This window comes from Halomonas sp. AOP13-D3-9 (genome assembly GCF_052379125.1).
Lineage (GTDB): Bacteria > Pseudomonadota > Gammaproteobacteria > Pseudomonadales > Halomonadaceae > Vreelandella.
Map to the genome: position 1 here is coordinate 128,215 of NZ_JBQSYH010000015.1, position 17,072 is coordinate 145,286.

The window sequence follows — 17,072 nt, forward strand, 5'->3', positions numbered from 1 at the left end:
AGCGCCAGGTGAGGCGCCTAAGAGGGGAAAACATAAACCGTCGGTGCTAATTAAATGATGCCCGCTGTGCGAAGCGCAGCGCGCTGTTCTGCACTGATACCGAGCTCATCCAACACACTTTCCGTATGCTGGCCTAAGTGGGGTGGCGCCGTGGTGGCACTCATCTGGGCGCCGTTAAGACGGATGGGATTAGCGACCAGATCCACTTGGCCCGCTTGATCATGGGGAAGGGTCTGCTTAAGTCCGCGGGCTTTCACATGGGGGTCGTCGAATACCCGATCCAGCGTATTGATCGGCCCACAGGGCACACCAACCGCCTCAAAGGCTGCCAGCCAATGGTCGGTGCTGCGCTGCGCCAATGCCGCTTCCAGCTGCGGTACCAGCAGGGCGCGGTGGTTGACCCGGGCACCGTTGGTGGCAAAGCGGGGGTCTTCAGCCAAGGTTGGCAATGAAAGTACCGTGCAAAAACGCTTGAACTGCTCGTCGTTACCAACGGCCATAATCATATGGCCATCTTGGGTGGCAAACGCCTGGTAAGGTACGATATTAGGATGAGCGTTACCTAACCGCTGGGGCACATTGCCGGAGGTTAGGTAGTTGAGCGCCTGATTGGCGAGCACGCCCACCTGAACATCCATTAGCGCCATATCAATATGGCAGCCCTCACCGCTATCACGGCGCTGATAAAGCGCGGCTAACACCGCATTGGCGGCATACAGGCCGGTGAATATATCGGTAAACGCGACGCCGCTTTTTACCGGGCCGCCGCCGGGCTCGTCGTCAGGCTTGCCGGTCAAACTCATGATCCCACCCATGGCTTGGATCATAAAGTCGTAACCAGCGCGATGGGCGTAGGGGCTCTCCTGGCCAAAGCCGGTGATGGAGCAGTAAATCAGCCTGGGGTTTAACGCCTTTAAACTGGCGTAATCCAGGCCGTAGCGCTTCAGGCCACCGACTTTAAAGTTCTCTATCAGCACGTCTGATTGAGCGACCAACTGTTTAATCAACGCCTGGCCTTCGGGCTTGGCCATATCGACGGTGACCGAGCGTTTGCCCCGATTAGCGCACAGGTAATACGCTGATTCTTCGCTGCCCGCGAGCCACGGAGGCCCCCAGTGGCGAGTGTCATCGCCACTACCGGGGCGCTCGACCTTAATCACATCCGCCCCCATGTCCGCAAGCATTTGTCCGCACCAAGGCCCGGCCAGCACCCGGGAAATATCGAGTACTTTAATACCGGCCAGTGGTTTGGTTAGCTCGCTCATAGAGGCTCCGTTAATAAGTGACAAGTGGTCAAGATGCGGTGATTAAAAGAACGACTGAATACCGGTCTGCGCGCGACCCAGAATCAGCGCGTGCACGTCGTGGGTGCCTTCGTAGGTATTCACCGACTCCAGATTGACCATATGGCGAATCACGCCGTACTCGTCGGATACACCGTTTCCGCCGTGCATGTCGCGAGACTGACGGGCGACATCCAGCGCTTTACCGCAGTTGTTGCGCTTGATCAGCGAAACCATTTCCGGTGCCCAGTTGCCGCTATCCATCAGGCGGCCCACCTGCAATGCGGCCTGCAGGCCAAGGGTGATCTCGGTCTGCATATCGGCAAGCTTTTTCTGGATCAACTGATTGGCAGCCAGAGGACGGCCAAACTGCTTGCGGTCCAGGGTGTATTGACGCGCCGCGTGCCAGCAGAACTCCGCGGTGCCCATCACGCCCCAGGCGATGCCGTAGCGCGCCTTATTTAAGCAGCCAAACGGGCCTTTCAGACCGCTGACGTTGGGCAGCAGGTTCTCTTCGGGAACGAAGGCGTTGTCCAGCACGATTTCGCCGGTAATCGACGCGCGTAGCGAGACCTTGCCTTCGATTTTTGGCGTGGTGAAGCCTTCAGTGCCGCGCTCAACAATAAAGCCTTTGATCTGGTTGTCGTGGGCCGCTGACTTCGCCCAAACTACCGCGATATCGGCAATCGGACTGTTGGTGATCCACATCTTGGCGCCGGTCAGGCGGTAGCCGCCGTCGACTTTTTCCGCCCGGGTAATCATGTTGCCGGGGTCTGAGCCGTGATCCGGCTCGGTCAAACCGAAGCAGCCGACCATTTCGCCGCTAGCAAGCTTGGGCAGGAATTTCTGCTTCTGCTCTTCAGAACCGTAGGTCTCGATGGGGTACATCACCAGCGACGACTGTACGCTCATGGCCGAACGGTAGCCGGAGTCAACGCGCTCTACTTCGCGGGCAATCAATCCGTAGGCTACGTGGTTAACGCCTGCGCCGCCGTACTCGGGGGAAACGGTGGCGCCGAGCAGGCCAAGCTCACCCATTTCGGTCATGATCTCGCGGTCAAAGCGCTCTTCGCGGAAGGCGGTTAGCACGCGGGGCTGAAGGTTTTCCTGGCAGTAGTCGTAGGCCGCATCGCGAATCTGGCGCTCTTCATCGGTGAGTTGCTGTTCCAGCAGTAGCGGGTCGTCCCAGTTAAAGTGTGTCATGGCGTGGAGTCCTCGATTTATTTGTTCGATCGGTTGTATAGAGAACCGATAGCAATGGATTGGTTGCAAAGTAGCCTACGGCCAATGTATCGCCGTTTTTTTAAAATATCTACATTTTTTTAAAACGCAGAATTTAATTTGCGCGACGCAGCGCTTAACTGATGCCACGATCCTTAAGGACGCGGGTAATAATCGGCACCGGGGTCATCAAGTGGTCGCGCATCAGCGTGTCGGCTTCAGCGGTGTCGCGAGCCAGAATGACATCGACCAGCGCGGCGTGCTCCTGACGCTTGAGCTCCAACGCCTGGGGCGACATTACGGTTTCCTGCAGCCATAGGTGGCGGTAACGCTCTACCTGATCAAACAGGGTGTTGCGCATTTGTAGCAGGTGAGGGGAGTTGCAGCCGCTGGCGATGGCGGTATGGAAGGCTTTATGGCGCTGATCCCAAAGGTCGAGCAGGTCGTCCGGGGTGTTGATGTCGGTCACTTTGGCTAGCCGATGGGCAGTGGCCAGCACCGTGGCTTCCCAGTCGTCATCGCCGCGCTCTATGGCAAGGCGCAGAATCAACCCTTCAAGCTGGGCACGGGCATCGTAAATGTCGTTGAGCTCTGCCAGTGACATGGGAGCTACACGGTAGCCACGCTGGCTGATCGCCACGACTAAACGGTCAGCGACCAGCTGTGAGAGCGCTTCCCGGAGCGGCCCGGTGCTGGCGCCGTACTGCTCTTTCAGGTGGCTCATTAGCAGCTTTTGTTCAGGGGCGTAGCGGCCACGAATAATGTCATGTTTGAGTTGGCGGTAAGCGCTGATGGCGAGATTTTGCCGCGGTGCGTCTTTCTCCCTACTGTTTTCCTCTTTAAAACCGGGCTCCATAGCAGTGTGGCTCCTATCCTGAATCAATAATAAAGGTGGGGTGGGGGGAAATTAACGGCCATTATCAATAAATATTAACAATTTGGCATAGAGTAAGACATTTATGTGGGGTTTCGTTATTTTAAACCGCTTAGGAAGCTAGCTCGGCCTTACCGGTTATACCGCTAAAGTTGAACACACACAGGGGCCGCTGCGCTGATAACGCCTATTAGCATCTAACGCATTAGCCGTGCTAACTTCTCTTCCACCGCTTCTGGTTGCCTGTTGATGGCAAGCAGAAGCTGGGGACTCAACACTTCCGTTATCGTCAACCATACCTATAAGTCCAAGCAGGACGGAGGAAACGCTCATGCGAACTCTACGCTCTCTATACGCCACAGCCGCTGCTGCATCTATGCTCGCGGTTGCGCTCCCCGCAAGCGCCCAACAGCTCTCTATCGCCACCGGTGGTACTGGCGGCGTTTACTATCCGATCGGCGGCGGTTTTGCCGAAATGATCAACAACCATATCGAAGGCGCCCAGGCGACCGCCGAAGTCACCGGTGCCTCAGTTGAGAACATGGGCCTGATCATGCGCGGCGACGCGGATCTTGCCCTGGCACTGGCCGACACGGTCTATCAAGCCTACAACGGCACCGATGATTTTGAAGGTCGTCAGGTTGAAAACATCCGCGCACTCGCCTCGGTTTATCCCAACGCGGTCCAGCTGGTAACGTTGGCCGAGTCGGATATTGAATCGATTGCTGACTTGGCAGGTAAGCGGGTCTCTGTTGGTGCACCGGGTAGCGGTACCGAGCTCAACGTCCGTGCCTTACTGGAAGCCAATGGCGTCAGCTATGAGGACTTCACTCCCCAGCGCCTTAACTTCAACGAAACCGCCGATGCGATTCGCGATGGCGATATCGACGCCGGGTTCTGGAGCGTTGGGCCGCCAACCAGTTCGATTCTCAACCTGGCCGCGACCCGCGATATTCGCCTGATCGGCTTGTCTGATGAAGAAGTGGCCAATGCTCGGGCAGAAGAGGAAGTCTTCGCCCCCTACGAGCTTGCTGCTGGCATGTATGAGGGTATGGACGAAGCCGTACAGACTATTGGTATTCCCAACGTTCTCGTCGTTAACTCTGAGATGGACGAAGATCTGGCTTACCAGTTGACTCAACTGCTATTCGAAAACACTGACGAGCTGATTGCGGTTCACCCGGCGGCGAACGACACTACCGTGAAGTTCACCATGGACTCTACTCCGGTACCGTTACACCCCGGCGCACTGCGTTATTTTGAAGAAGTCGGTGCTGATATCCCGGATCGTCTACGTCCGTAACCGCTAAAGAACATTGAAGGATATTGCCATGCAGTGGCAGCTACGACTGATGGTGCTGCTGATTGCATGTTGTCCATTCGCCGAAGTGGGGGCTTCCCCCGCTTCGGCGTCGGCGTTTATGCGCTTAGCCGTGGTGACCGAACAGGGCGACACCCTGGTGGATGAAGCGGTGCCCGAGGGTGGTCGCTGGTGTATTAAGTGGCAGCACTCCGTTGAGCACTTCACGGTGTTGGACTGTTATCGCAATGCAGCGGGTATCATGCAACTGGAGCGTAGCCATCAACCCGACTTTGCCGCCGGGCTTGGGCATATCTTTGGCCGTGGTGAACAGGTCTCCGACGGTGAGGGCGGCTACTGGATTAATGCGATTAACGAGCCTGTCGCCAATAACCGTTATGTGTTGAGGGTCGGTTCTCCTGCCGTCAACCATCGCGTAGTGTGGCCAGACGGTGAGCATGCGCCGGCGAGCCTAAGTGAACACGCCGCTGGGCAACGCGTGACAATTCAGCTAATAGCCCCTCACGCACCCCTGCGTGAATAAAAACGACATTAGTTAACGCTTCCGAGGACTTCATGAGCGAATCCAATCAACCGTCGAGCGTGGTGCCCGGCGGTAATGCGGTTCAACCCCGCATGGTGCTGTGGTCGATCACCATTGTGGCGGTGGGTCTTTCCCTGTTCCAACTCTATTCAGCCGGTATTCAGCCCTTAGGGCTTTTTTATCAGCGCAGTATTCACCTGGCACTGATCATGGTGCTGGCGTTTTTAATGTTTCCAGCCTTCGGTCCCACCCGTAAGCGCGGTGTATTGGGCTGGGGACTTGATCTGGTGTTTTTTGCCGGTGCCATGCTCACCGGTGGTTACTTAGTCCTCAACCTGGATGCAATTTTTAGCCGTGCGGGGTTCTGGAATGAGACCGATATTCTGGTTGCCTGTATTGCCACCGTGACCGTACTGGAAGCCAGCCGCCGCGCGGTGGGTTTTGGCATGACCGTGATCGGCCTGCTGGCGATTGTCTATGCGTTTGCCGGGCCGCGCGGTGAGCTGCCGTGGCTGGGTGAATGGATGCCGGGCATTCTGGAGCACCGCGGCTATACCATTGACCGGGTTGCCGGTCAGCTCTACCTGGGGCAAGAGGGCATCTTCGGCCTGCCGCTAGGCGTTGCGGCCACCTATATCTTTATTTTTGTGCTGTTTGGCGCTTTTTTGGAGTGCACCGGGGCGGGTAAATTCTTTATCGATATGGCCTATGCGGCGACTGGCCGTCAGCGCGGCGGGCCCGCCAAAGCGGCGGTATTGGCCTCGGCGGGTATGGGCTCGATTTCCGGCAGTGCGATTGCCAATGTGGTCACCACCGGTGCCTTTACCATTCCGTTGATGAAAAAACTTGGCTACAAAGCCAAGCAGGCAGGTGGCATCGAAGCCGCGGCCTCGACCGGCGGGCAGATTATGCCGCCGCTGATGGGCGCCGGGGCGTTCTTGATCGCTGAGTACACCAACACCCCGTACCTGGATATTGTCAAAGTCAGCATCCTGCCAGCGATTATGTACTTCGCCACGGTCTACCTGTTTGTGCATATCATTGCGCTTAAGCAAGGCATGCAGGGCCTGCCCAAAGACGAGTTGCCACAGATGCGCCAGGTCATGAAAGATGGCTGGCACTTCCTGTTGCCGCTGGCGGTGCTGGTGTGGCTGTTGGCGATGAGTATGTCGCCGATGCGTGTAGGCTACTACGCAGTGATTACCATTTTGGCGGTAGCGGTATTGCGCTATGTGCTGTGGTTCTTCTTTGTGGCGCCAAGACAGGGCCAGCCAGTGACCGCAACAGCCGTTAAAGACGTGGTACGTACAGGCTTTGCCAAGCTGATCGAGGGCTTGGAACTCGGTGCGCGCAACGCGGTAGCGGTTTCCATGGCCTGTGCGGTCGCTGGGATTATTGTTGGCGTGGTGGGGTTGACTGGCCTGGGGCTGAAGTTCTCTTCCATGATGTTGGCTTTCTCAGGCGGCAACCTGGTGTTGGCGCTGGTGATGGTGCTGTTGGCAAGCCTGGTGCTGGGGATGGGGCTTCCCGTTACCGCCAGCTATATCGTGCTTATCGTACTCGTGGGGCCTGCGCTTACCGCTGAATTCGGTGTGCCGCTACTGGTCGCGCACCTAGTGGTGTTCTGGTACTCCCAGGACTCGAACGTGACGCCGCCCATCGCCTTGGCAGGCTTTGCCGGGGCGGCGATTGCGGGTAGTAAGCCGATGGAAACCAGCTTTCAGGCGTGGAAGTTTGCGAAAGGCCTCTACTTAATTCCGCTGTTTATGGTCTTCAACCCCGAGATCATCATTGGCGGCCCGGTGCCGGTGGTCATCTGGAACGCGGTGATTGCCATTCTGGCATTAGGTGCCTTTGCTGCGGCGCTGGAGGGCTATTTGTTTACCAAAATGTCGTGGCTACCGCGCATCGCGATTACCGCCGCAATTTTTGGCGTGTTCTATCCCAATCTGATGACCGAAATTGCCGGGGTGGTGGTCATGGTCGTTGCCATTGGCGCCAACTGGCTGGCTAGCAAGCGCGAAGCGCCTGCGTCACCCGTTAGTGGTTAACCGTTAGGCGACCCTACATACCGACCCAAAGGTAGCCAGTAACAGAAAAGGCCCGGAGATAATCTCCGGGCCTTTTGCTTGGTGGGTATTTTTTCGGTGTGTTACGGGATTGGCTGATTTTAGCAGATCGAGTTAGAAGATCGACTCAGCGGTGCCTGACCCCTGGGAGCCGCTAGCTTCCTCCAGCTCGCGACTAATCCGGCGCTGCTGGTAATCCGGCAAGTGATCCTGATGGAACAGCTCGATAATCCCGCCCGACTGGCCGTCCGCTAAGCGTTGACCGGTGTCCGGGTCTACGCGCGCGGTGACCACCGTCGCTGGACGTTCAGGCACGGCGCTCGGCGTACCTTCCAGGGCATCGCCCATAAACGCTACCCAAATGGGTAGTGCGGCCTGAGCGCCATACTCAGAGATGGTTTCGTTGCTGTCCTTACCGACCCAGACCGTGGTCACCAGATCGCTATTAAAGCCCGCAAACCAGGCGTCACGCTGACTGTTGGTAGTGCCGGTCTTGCCGACGATATCCTCACGGTTAAGGCTTAATGCACCGCGGCCGGTGCCCGAGGTGATAACGTCGCGCAGCATATCACGCAGAATGTAGACAGCCGCCGGGTCTGCCACCCGTTTGGCGATGGGGTATTCGCGGCCATCAATTTCCACCGTCTCTTGGTCTTCGGCACAGCTGGGGCATGCCACCTGTGGTGTGGCTTCATCAATCACTTCATTGTCATCGTCACGGGTTACCCGCTCAATAAACCAAGGCGACACCTGGAAGCCGCCATTGGCGAGTACCGCATAGGCGTTGGTCATCTCCAGCGGCGTTAAGCTCGCACTGCCTAACGCTAATGATAAGCCACGAGGGAGTTGAGCAGGAGAGAAGCCGAAGCCTTTCAAAAAGTTAATCGTGTAATCCAGCCCCATGGTCTGTAGCACACGGATAGTGACCAGGTTGCGCGAACGGGCCAGGGCCGGGCGTAAGCGCATAGGGCCTTGGAAATCGCGGCTAGAGTTCACCGGCCGCCACAACGAATTGCTGCCATCGTCGAGTACCACGGGCGAATCGTTAACCACGCTGGCGGCGTTCATCTCACCCTCTGCAAGGGCTGCTAAGTAAATAAACGGTTTGAAGATTGAGCCCGATTGACGGCGTGCCTGCACCGCGCGGTTGAACTTACTGGCGTTAAAGTCGAAGCCGCCCTGGAGTGCCAGGATAGCGCCGGTTTGCGGATCTTGAGCGACTAGCGAGCCTTCCGCATCTGGCTGTTGAGACAGGCGTAGCGAGCCATCTTCATTCTCAATGACGCGCACCATATCGCCGCGTACGGCAATCTCTTCCGCCGAACTGGGCTCGGCACCACGGCTACGCGGGCTCAGGTAAGGGCGTGCCCAGCTCAAGCCTTCCCAGCCAATCGTCTGTAGACCACCGTCACGGGTCAGTACCTGCATTTCACGGCCACTGCTCTCTACCACGATAGCGGGCTGAAGCAGGCCGTAGTTGGGCGTGCGCTCAAGCACCTGAACCCAGTTGCTAACATCGCCATCAATGCCTTCGACTTCCGTCTGGCTACGCTGAGCGGCTTGGCGGGCGGTCTGACGAATCTCGGGAGACTCGGAAAGTTCCTCTTCAAGGCCTTGGATTGCGGTTTGCTCCTGGGCTTCGACAAGGCTTGCGGCAATCTCACGCTGCTCAGGCCCCCGCCAGCCATGGCGCAGATCGTAGTCAGTCAGCCCATTAGACAGCGCTTGGCGGGCAAGGGGCTGTAGTTGGCTATTGATGGTGGTGTAAATGCGATAGCCACCGGTGTAGGCATCATCGCCAAAGCGCTCCACCGCATACTGACGCGTCATTTCGGAAACGTAGGCGGCATCGACTTCCGCTTGAGTGTAGTGACGACGGGCGGTGACAGGCTCTTGAACAGCAGCCTGATAGGTGGTGTCGTCGATATGCCCCAGCTCGCGCATACGGAATAGGATCCAGTTACGGCGAATCAGTGAACGCTCGGAGTTAGCCAGCGGGTTAAAGGCAGAGGGTGCCTTGGGCAGGCCGGCAATCATGGCTGTTTGCGCCAGGCTAAGCTCGGCGAGTGGTTTGTCGTAGTAGGTTTCGGCGGCAGCAGCGATACCGTAGGCGCGATTGCCCAGGAAAATCTTGTTGACGTATAGCTCGAAGATTTCCTCTTTATTGAGTATCTGCTCCATTTGCAGCGCCAGCAGGATTTCACGAATTTTACGCGTAAACGTCTGATCCAGCGTCAGCATATAGTTACGCGCGACCTGCATGGTGATCGTTGAGCCGCCGGATTGGATATCGCCACTCATCGTCAGTTGAACCACCGCCCGCGCCAAACCACGTGGGTCGACACCGGCATGGTCGAAATAGCTGGCATCCTCGGCGGCGGTCAAGGCGTTGATCATATCCTGCGGAATTTCATCAAAGTCGATCGCCACGCGGCGCTCTTCACCAAACTCACCAATCAATTTACCGTCCTGGGTAAAAATGCGCAGCGGGGTGCTTAGTTCGAAATCCTGCAATTGGCGTACGTCGGGCAGCCCTGGGGCAAAGTAAATGGCGGCGCCAATCACGGCTAACGCACTTGCACCGACCAATGACACAATGAGGAAAAACAGCGACACAATAAGGGTTCGAAGAAACGTCATGTACGAAGAGCACCCTGGGAAGAATAAAAAAGATCGGCATCTAAAACGGCCGTATCATGTAATTGGCAGCCATTATATGAACCTGAGGCGGCGGCCACCAGTGTTGATATGCGCTAAGTTGGTTCGCGTGTGACGAAACTAAAAATCATGTAACCTCAAACCATAGGTAATAAACGGGCGACAAGCAGGCGGAGCCAAACCCCAATATGCGCTTTCTAAAATCTGGTAAAGGGTTGATCGGCGTCGATATTACCTCGGCGACCGTCAAACTGCTTGAGCTCAAACAGTGCCACGATAATTACCAAGTAGAAAGCTACGCGGTGCGCCCCCTGCGCGAAGGGGCGGTCGTGGAACGGCGTATCCGCGATATTGATGACGTCGCCAGTGTGCTTAGCCGTGCGGTGGAGCACGCCAAACCCTCGACCCGTAAAGCGGCGGTGGCTGTTCCCGCCAGCGCTGCGATTACCAAAACGCTGAGCTTCCCCATCGGATTAAGTGAAGAGGAGATAGAAGAGCGTATCGTGGCCGAGTCAGACCGCCATATTCCGTTTCCGTTCAATGAAGTGGCGTTTGATTTTGAGTGTCTGGGCCCAGCGCCCTTTGACGATGAGCAGCAGCAGGTCGTGTTGGTTGCCTGTCGGCAGCAGGATGTGACCCAGCTCACCGACACGCTGGAGCGGGCGGGCTTAGAACCCGCGGCAGTGGACGTGGAAACCTTTGCTATGGAGCGCTCTCTGGCCGAGCTGCGGCGCCAGCTAAAGGTGGAAAATGATCCCACCGCCTGCGTTGGTTTGGTGGATATTGGTGCCAATATGAATGCCTTTCACGTCGTTCGTGGTGGGCATATTGTCTATACCCGCGACACGGTGTTTGGCGGCCGCCAGCTCACCGATGCCATTCGTGACCGCTACGACCTGAGTATGGAGGAGGCGGGCTTCGCCAAAAAACGCGGTGGGCTACCCGATGATTACCATGAGCGGGTGCTCAACCCTTTTCTGGAAACCGTGGTGCAGCAGGTGGGGCGCTCGTTGCAGCTCTACTACACCGCCGGGCGTCAGCAAGAGGTAAAACACATTGTGCTGGCGGGCGGGTCAAGCGTGATTCCAGGGCTTGCCGAGCGCATTGCTGAAGATAGCGGTATGTCGGTAACCATTGCCAACCCCTTCCAGCGCATGCAAGTTAATAAGCGCTTAAACCTTCAGGCTTTGACCAACGATGCCCCGGCAATGCTCACCGCGGGTGGATTGGCTATGAGGGTGAGTCAATGAGAGTTAGCCAATGAGCTTGAATATTAACCTGCTGCCCTGGCGGGAAGCGCAGCGTGAGCGGCGAACCCGCAAGTTCTATGTCATCGTGGCGGCCATGTTGGTATTGGGTGTAGTGCTTGGTCTGCTGATCTCTCAGCTCTACCAGTTTAAATTAGCGGCCCAGCAGCAGCGTAATGCCTACATCGGCGACCATATTGAGCGTCTTAATGCCGATATTGCCGGTGTTTCACGTTACGCCAGCGATGCCGAGCGTTTAGGCGAGCAGATCGCCGTCTTCCAGGCGTTGCAGTCTGAACGAACGGATGCCGTACAGCTATTTAACGACGTGGCAGAGAGCGTGGCTAATGGCGTTATTTATCAACGCTTGGCGAAAAACGGTAACAGCGTGAGCGTCACCGCGGTGGCGGGCAGCGAACGTCAAGTCTCCGAACAGCTGCGCCGGATTGCTGCGCTGCCGGGGTTAGGCGTGCCCTCGCTCTCGGCGGTCGAGAGCGAGCAAAACGGCTCAGGCCGAGTGTTTCGTTTTGATGTAGAACAGACCACTGCAGCGCTGGAGAAAGGCGTAAAGGAGGCGCTTCCATGACGCTTAACCGCGAACAATGGGCTATCGAGTGGCAGCGCCTGCGCGATGTTGACTGGCGGGATTTGGATGTTAAAGAGGCCGGTAGCTGGCCGTGGTTATTAAAAGTATTGAGCTGCTGCCTGGCACTGCTGGCTGCACTGAGTGTAATGACGTGGTTTGTGGTTAACGAGCAGCGTGAAGCCTTGATGGACGCCCAGCGGCAAGAAGTCAGGCTGCTAAGTGAGTACCGCAGTAAAGCCTCGCAGGCGGCCTTTCTGCCGGAAATGCGCGAGCAATTGGCGACCCTGGAAGGCCAGCTGGGGCGTTTGCGCACCATGCTGCCCACTGATGCGGAAATTCCCTCGCTACTCGATAGCATTAGCGATGCCGCCGTTGATAATCGCCTGACCATTGAAACGATTCGGCTGCGTCCAACGCAAACCCAGGCCCATTATGTCGAGCAGCCGCTGGATATACAGGTGCGCGGCGGCTATCACCAATTGGCGCGTTTTAGTGCCGATATTGCCGCGCTGCCGCGCATGGTGACTCAGCACGATTTTACCTTGGCGCCCGTTGATGGTCGTGGCGACACGCTGCGCCTTTCGTTACTCGCGCGCACCTACCGCTATGTGGAGGAGGACGACCAACCCACCACCGAGGGGACAGACGCGCCATGAGGGCTAAACCAACGGCACTACTGGCGGTAAGGATAACGTCGGTTATCACGCTAGCGGCCTCAGTGGCGCTACTGACGGCCTGTGCGGACGCCGACTTGGCGCAGCTTGAAAGCACGCTGGGCGATATTCGTCAGTCCCCAGGCGGACAGCCGCCGGTCATGGCTATCGCGCTGCCCGAAAGCCAGGATTTGGCCTACTTATATAGCGACGGGCGGAGCCCCTTTTTGCCCCCCGACGCGATTGCTCAGAGTGGCGTTAATCGAAGCGAGGGGCCCCTTGCGCCTGACCCGCAGCGCACCCCGGAGCCGCTAGAGCGCTTCTCACTGCAAGAGCTGCGATTGGTCGGTACCATGCGTATGGGGGGGCGGCAGGTAGCATTGATTGCCTCACCGGATGGCAATGTGACCAGCGTTAAAGAGGGCAACTATATGGGCAGCGACTATGGGCGTATCGCCGAGATCAACGCCCAAGAAATACGTGTTACCGAACGAGTGTTCACTCAGCGGGACGGTTGGCAGGAGCGGCAGGTGTCGCTCGTCATTAACGAAAACAACCAGTAAGCGGGAATAGCTCATGGTAGTTACAGCTTGGCGAATGACTCTTTTTATGGCCAAGGCCGCACTATGTCTACTGTTGCCTTCACTGGCGGCAGCCGCGGTGCTGACGGACATTGACGTCCAGCCCGCCGAGAACGGTGGAACCTACCTTGACCTACGTTTTAGCGGCAACGTGCCCGCGATGCGCAGCTATCGCCTGGACTCCCCGCCGCGGGTGACGTTGGATTTAGCAGAGACCCAAAGTGGGCTCGATAACCGACGCATTAACGTAAACCGTCTTGGCATTGAGCAGATTACCGCCCTGGAGGGCAATGGCCGTACCCGCCTGGTAGTCAATCTCAGCGCATCTCAAGCGTTTACATCTAGCGTGCTGGAGGACCGTCTACGTATTACCTTTGCTGCAGACGCCAGCCGCTCGCCCAGCCCGTCGCCCGGCATCGCTTCAGCGGGGCTGGAAATCGACGCAGGGCCGCAGATTGAAAATATTGATTTTCGTCGTGGCGCAGACGGCGCTGGTCGATTGCTGGTCACCTTTGACCGCGAAGGGGTCGAAGCTAACGTGCGGGAAGGCGGGCCCGATCAGGTGCTGGTGGATCTGCGCGATGTGGCCATTCCTGACTCGCTTAACCAGGTCTACGATGTCACCGACTTTGCGACCCCCATCACGCGGATTACGCCCCGTGCCAATCAGGGTGACACCCAGTTAGCGATTGCCACCCAGGGCGGCTATGCGATGATCTCCTCGCAAAGCGGCCGCACGCTGACCGTGGAAGTGCAGCCCGCCAGCGAGGAATCACGACCCTCTGCAGCGACAGGTGAGCGCTTCACCGGCGAGCGCTTGAGCCTCAACTTTCAGGATATCGAAGTCCGCTCGGTGCTGGCCACGCTGGCTGAGTTTACCGGGCTAAACTTAGTCGCCAGCGATAGCGTAACGGGGCGTGTAACGCTCAACTTAAATGATGTTCCCTGGGACCAGGCGCTGGCGCTGATTCTGCAAAGCCAGGGGCTATCAAGCCGTGAGCAGGGCAATGTGATTGTGGTGGCGCCCGCCAGTGAGCTAGCTGATTTAGAGCGCCAGGAGTTAGAGGCGCGTAACCAGCGTGAAACCTTATCACCATTAGTCACCGAATTTATCGAGATCAAGTATGCCCGGGCCGAAGATTTAGCCCAGTTGCTGCGCGGCGGCGATGAGGATGGTTTTGGGCTTCTCACTGAGCGCGGTCGCGTTAGCGTTGATAACCGCACCAATACGTTGCTGGTGCAGGATACCGCCGACCAGGTGCGCGATATTGTGCGTACCATTGACCGTTTGGATGTCGCCGTCCGCCAAGTACAAATAGAAGCCCGCATTGTGATCGCTCGAGACACCGCTTCCCGCGAACTGGGCATTAACTGGGGCATATCGAGTACCCGCGGCTTTCAAGAGGGGGATGACGGCACCTTCAGCCGACGCGATATCAATCCTAATGGTATCAATCGCGCCCAGGGCGGCTTAGCCGTAGATTTAGGGGAGGCCACAGGGCCGGGCACCGGTTTTAGCTTTGGCTATTTATCCGGCGATATTTTGCTGGATTTAGAGCTGCGCGCGCTAGAGAGTGAAGGTAAAAGCCAGACCATTTCACAGCCCCGAATTATCACCGCTAATCAGCGTACGGCGCGCATTAGTCAGGGCGAGGAGCGCGCCTTCCAGAGTGTGGATGGCAACGACAACCCGGATACCGAGTTCAAAGAAGCCGAGCTCTCGCTGGAAGTCACCCCGCAGATCACTCCGGATAACCGCATTATTATGGATCTGGTGATCAAAAATGACAGTTTTCGAGAATCGGAGTTTGGCGGCGAGCCGCCAATTGATACCAACCAGATAGAGACCCAAGTACTCGTGGATAACGGCCAAACAGTGGTGTTAGGCGGTATTTTGACCACCGAAGAGCTGCGCCAAATCGCCAAAACACCGCTATTGGGTGATATTCCTTTGCTCGGTAGACTGTTTCGCTATACCGAAGAGAGCAATGAAAAGGTAGAGTTGTTAGTCTTTATTACTCCACGACTCCTAGACGATGGCTTAACGGTTCGCTGATGCAGGATTTACCCAATTTATTTCTCATAGGCCCCATGGGGGCTGGCAAAAGCACCATTGGTCGCCTATTGGCGGCCGAGCTTGCGCGCCCGTTTTACGACAGTGACCACGCCATCCAAGACCGCTGCGGGGCTGATATCCCGTGGATTTTTGATGTGGAGGGCGAGCAGGGCTTTCGCCTGCGGGAAATTCATATGATCGATGAGTTAACCCAGCTCTCTCCGGTGGTGGTCGCCACCGGCGGCGGCGCAGTGCTGCGCGAAGAGAACCGCCGCGCGCTGCGCGAGCGGGGCACGGTGGTCTATCTGCTGACCACCGTCGACCAGCAGCTCAAACGGACGGCGAAAGATCGTAACCGGCCGCTACTGCAGTGCGCCAACCGCGAGCAGGTGCTCAACGATATGTTCGCCCAGCGCGATCCACTTTATCGCGCTACGTCGGATATTGCCGTACGCACCGACCGGCGCAGCCCAAGGGCGGTGGTCAATGAAATCCTGCGCCGGGTGCGTCGGCTGGTGGATCCGCTTGAATCTCCATCACCGTCGGCTGGAACGTTTAATCATAAGGTATCCCCATGACCTCGACCGCCAGCGCGCAACGCACGCTCAACGTTGCCCTAGAAGAGCGCAGCTACCCGATTCATATTGGCACCGGCCTGATAGGACGTGCCGATATGTTGACCCCCTACCTGGCCGGACAGCAGGTGATGGTGGTGACCAACGAGACCATCGCGCCGCTCTACCTGGAAAAGCTCTGCACCAGCCTGCCGGATCACTTGGATGTTCGCACCGTGGTGCTCCCCGATGGCGAACAGTATAAAACCATTGAGCAGGTCAGCCGCATTTGGGATGCGCTGCTGGAGGCCGGTTTTAACCGCCGCTGCACCCTGATCGCCTTGGGCGGCGGGGTGATTGGCGATATGGTCGGCTACGCCGCCGCCTCTTATCAGCGTGGCGTGGCCTTTATCCAGGTGCCCACCACGCTGCTTTCCCAGGTAGATTCCTCCGTGGGCGGTAAAACCGGTGTTAACCATCCGCTGGGTAAAAACATGATCGGCGCTTTCTGGCAGCCCAAAGCCGTGCTGGTGGATATCGACACCCTTAAGAGCCTGCCCCGCCGTGAGCTCGCTGCGGGGATGGCCGAGGTGATCAAGTACGGCTTGATTCGTGATGAAGCGTTTTTAAGCTGGTTAGAAGCCAATATGGCCGCGCTGCTGGATGTGGTGCCGGAGATTGTCGCCGACGCCATAGCGCGCAGTTGCCAAATCAAAGCGGACATTGTCGCCGAAGATGAAACCGAGCAGGGCGTACGTGCGCTGCTCAATCTGGGCCACACCTTTGGCCACGCCATCGAGGCCCACCAGGGCTACGGTAATTGGCTACACGGTGAAGCAGTGGGCGCGGGCATGGCCATGGCGGCCACGCTCTCTAACCGCTTAGGCTGGATCGACAATGCGGCTCTGGCACGGAGCTTGGCGGTGATCGAGAGCGCCGAGCTGCCCCTAGCGGCCCCAGCGAATATGACCAGCGATGACTTTTTAGCCCGTATGCGGCTGGATAAGAAAAATATCGATACCCGCCTGCGCCTGGTGCTGCTTAACGCCCTGGGCGATGCCTGCGTTAGCGATGCCACGCCCGTAGACGTTCTACGCAAGCTGCTGGATGACTATCCACGCCGTTGAGCAACGACAGTCGCCAAGCCAGCTAAGCGCGTTCTAGTTAAGAGAGAGTCCAAGCCCTCATTAGCCGCCGTGTAAAACAAGGCGCGTTAATGAGGGCGATTTTTGCATGCGCGCAGCGTTATTTTTCAGCCAAGGAGTAGAACAGTGTTTTTATATAATCCGTATGCCTTATGCGCTATCGGCATGGGTGTGTGAACCCTATTTAGACTAAAGTTTAATGGAAGATAAAAAGCGTTAAAATAGCGTTTTGTATGACTACAAGTGTTTGAAGTATATGTATTTTTTTCTTGAATGAGAATGCAAATAACGGATTTGAAAA

The 17,072-nt window shown here is 57.1% G+C and carries 14 protein-coding genes; 10 read left to right on the forward strand and 4 right to left on the reverse strand.

The window, feature by feature from the left end; genetic code table 11:
* Nucleotides 1-50: 50 nt before the first annotated feature.
* The 3 genes from ACT3UM_RS17145 to csiR all read right to left on the reverse strand — a co-directional run bounded on the left by ACT3UM_RS17145 (nucleotide 51) and on the right by csiR (nucleotide 3,360).
* The gene (locus ACT3UM_RS17145) at nucleotides 51-1,265 is read right to left on the reverse strand and encodes a CaiB/BaiF CoA transferase family protein (RefSeq protein ID WP_498900763.1); all 1,215 of its coding nucleotides are present in this window, start codon (nucleotides 1,263-1,265) and stop codon (nucleotides 51-53) included.
* Nucleotides 1,266-1,307: 42 nt separating this feature from the next.
* A complete protein-coding gene (locus ACT3UM_RS17150) occupies nucleotides 1,308-2,486 on the reverse strand; it encodes an acyl-CoA dehydrogenase (protein ID WP_498900765.1) in 1,179 nt (392 codons plus the stop codon).
* A 154-nt stretch (nucleotides 2,487-2,640) separates the two neighbouring features.
* Entirely contained in the window at nucleotides 2,641-3,360 is a 720-nt protein-coding gene (gene csiR / locus ACT3UM_RS17155) for a DNA-binding transcriptional regulator CsiR (protein WP_045812169.1), read from the reverse strand.
* A 349-nt stretch (nucleotides 3,361-3,709) separates the two neighbouring features.
* Between csiR and ACT3UM_RS17160 the strand changes: the two genes are divergently transcribed.
* Genes ACT3UM_RS17160 through ACT3UM_RS17170 form a run of 3 tightly spaced genes read left to right on the forward strand, consistent with a single transcriptional unit; the run spans nucleotide 3,710 to nucleotide 7,273 of the window.
* A complete protein-coding gene (locus ACT3UM_RS17160) occupies nucleotides 3,710-4,681 on the forward strand; it encodes a TAXI family TRAP transporter solute-binding subunit (RefSeq protein WP_498900767.1) in 972 nt (323 codons plus the stop codon).
* A gap of 28 nt (nucleotides 4,682-4,709) precedes the next feature.
* The gene (locus ACT3UM_RS17165) at nucleotides 4,710-5,222 is read left to right on the forward strand and encodes a DUF1850 domain-containing protein (RefSeq protein WP_498900769.1); all 513 of its coding nucleotides are present in this window, start codon (nucleotides 4,710-4,712) and stop codon (nucleotides 5,220-5,222) included.
* Nucleotides 5,223-5,254: 32 nt separating this feature from the next.
* The gene (locus ACT3UM_RS17170; protein ID WP_498900771.1) at nucleotides 5,255-7,273 is read left to right on the forward strand and encodes a TRAP transporter permease; all 2,019 of its coding nucleotides are present in this window, start codon (nucleotides 5,255-5,257) and stop codon (nucleotides 7,271-7,273) included.
* A gap of 132 nt (nucleotides 7,274-7,405) precedes the next feature.
* On the opposite strand, the gene ACT3UM_RS17175 is transcribed toward ACT3UM_RS17170, so the two are convergent.
* Nucleotides 7,406-9,931, reverse strand: a complete 2,526-nt coding sequence (locus tag ACT3UM_RS17175; RefSeq protein WP_498900773.1) for a penicillin-binding protein 1A — start codon at nucleotides 9,929-9,931, stop codon at nucleotides 7,406-7,408.
* Between the two features lie 206 nt (nucleotides 9,932-10,137).
* Here ACT3UM_RS17175 and pilM point away from each other — a divergent pair, with 206 nt between their 5' ends.
* Genes pilM through aroB form a run of 7 tightly spaced genes read left to right on the forward strand, consistent with a single transcriptional unit; the run spans nucleotide 10,138 to nucleotide 16,753 of the window.
* Nucleotides 10,138-11,199 (forward strand): type IV pilus assembly protein PilM, encoded by a 1,062-nt coding sequence (gene pilM / locus ACT3UM_RS17180; protein WP_498900775.1) that lies wholly within the window; start codon nucleotides 10,138-10,140, stop codon nucleotides 11,197-11,199.
* 10 nt (nucleotides 11,200-11,209) lie between these two features.
* Nucleotides 11,210-11,782, forward strand: coding sequence for a PilN domain-containing protein (locus ACT3UM_RS17185; RefSeq protein ID WP_498900777.1), 573 nt, complete (start codon nucleotides 11,210-11,212; stop codon nucleotides 11,780-11,782).
* Entirely contained in the window at nucleotides 11,779-12,438 is a 660-nt protein-coding gene (locus tag ACT3UM_RS17190; protein WP_498900779.1) for a type IV pilus inner membrane component PilO, read from the forward strand. Before ACT3UM_RS17185 ends, ACT3UM_RS17190 begins: the two co-directional genes overlap by 4 nt.
* Complete coding sequence (locus tag ACT3UM_RS17195) at nucleotides 12,435-12,998, forward strand: pilus assembly protein PilP (protein ID WP_498900781.1); 564 nt, start codon at nucleotides 12,435-12,437, stop codon at nucleotides 12,996-12,998. The genes ACT3UM_RS17190 and ACT3UM_RS17195 overlap by 4 nt, the downstream gene beginning before the upstream one ends.
* 13 nt (nucleotides 12,999-13,011) lie before the next feature.
* Nucleotides 13,012-15,072 carry a type IV pilus secretin PilQ gene (locus tag ACT3UM_RS17200; protein ID WP_498900783.1) on the forward strand — a complete coding sequence of 687 codons (2,061 nt, stop codon included), beginning with the start codon at nucleotides 13,012-13,014 and terminating at the stop codon, nucleotides 15,070-15,072.
* Complete coding sequence (aroK, locus tag ACT3UM_RS17205; protein ID WP_498900785.1) at nucleotides 15,072-15,650, forward strand: shikimate kinase AroK; 579 nt, start codon at nucleotides 15,072-15,074, stop codon at nucleotides 15,648-15,650. Before ACT3UM_RS17200 ends, aroK begins: the two co-directional genes overlap by 1 nt.
* Nucleotides 15,647-16,753 (forward strand): 3-dehydroquinate synthase, encoded by a 1,107-nt coding sequence (gene aroB / locus ACT3UM_RS17210; protein WP_498900787.1) that lies wholly within the window; start codon nucleotides 15,647-15,649, stop codon nucleotides 16,751-16,753. The genes aroK and aroB overlap by 4 nt, the downstream gene beginning before the upstream one ends.
* Nucleotides 16,754-17,072: the final 319 nt, after the last annotated feature.

What these genes read in the sequence shown, in the direction of transcription:
- ACT3UM_RS17185 (WP_498900777.1), top strand. Translation starts at nt 11,210, where the DNA reads ATGAGCTTGAATATTAACCTGCTGCCCTGGCGGGAAGCGCAGCGTGAG.
- ACT3UM_RS17190 (WP_498900779.1), top strand. Translation starts at nt 11,779, where the DNA reads ATGACGCTTAACCGCGAACAATGGGCTATCGAGTGGCAGCGCCTGCGC.
- ACT3UM_RS17150 (WP_498900765.1), bottom strand. Translation starts at nt 2,486, where the DNA reads ATGACACACTTTAACTGGGACGACCCGCTACTGCTGGAACAGCAACTC.
- ACT3UM_RS17200 (WP_498900783.1), top strand. Translation starts at nt 13,012, where the DNA reads ATGGTAGTTACAGCTTGGCGAATGACTCTTTTTATGGCCAAGGCCGCA.
- ACT3UM_RS17170 (WP_498900771.1), top strand. Translation starts at nt 5,255, where the DNA reads ATGAGCGAATCCAATCAACCGTCGAGCGTGGTGCCCGGCGGTAATGCG.
- ACT3UM_RS17145 (WP_498900763.1), bottom strand. Translation starts at nt 1,265, where the DNA reads ATGAGCGAGCTAACCAAACCACTGGCCGGTATTAAAGTACTCGATATT.
- ACT3UM_RS17160 (WP_498900767.1), top strand. Translation starts at nt 3,710, where the DNA reads ATGCGAACTCTACGCTCTCTATACGCCACAGCCGCTGCTGCATCTATG.
- ACT3UM_RS17175 (WP_498900773.1), bottom strand. Translation starts at nt 9,931, where the DNA reads ATGACGTTTCTTCGAACCCTTATTGTGTCGCTGTTTTTCCTCATTGTG.
- pilM (WP_498900775.1), top strand. Translation starts at nt 10,138, where the DNA reads ATGCGCTTTCTAAAATCTGGTAAAGGGTTGATCGGCGTCGATATTACC.
- ACT3UM_RS17195 (WP_498900781.1), top strand. Translation starts at nt 12,435, where the DNA reads ATGAGGGCTAAACCAACGGCACTACTGGCGGTAAGGATAACGTCGGTT.
- aroB (WP_498900787.1), top strand. Translation starts at nt 15,647, where the DNA reads ATGACCTCGACCGCCAGCGCGCAACGCACGCTCAACGTTGCCCTAGAA.
- ACT3UM_RS17165 (WP_498900769.1), top strand. Translation starts at nt 4,710, where the DNA reads ATGCAGTGGCAGCTACGACTGATGGTGCTGCTGATTGCATGTTGTCCA.
- csiR (WP_045812169.1), bottom strand. Translation starts at nt 3,360, where the DNA reads ATGGAGCCCGGTTTTAAAGAGGAAAACAGTAGGGAGAAAGACGCACCG.
- aroK (WP_498900785.1), top strand. Translation starts at nt 15,072, where the DNA reads ATGCAGGATTTACCCAATTTATTTCTCATAGGCCCCATGGGGGCTGGC.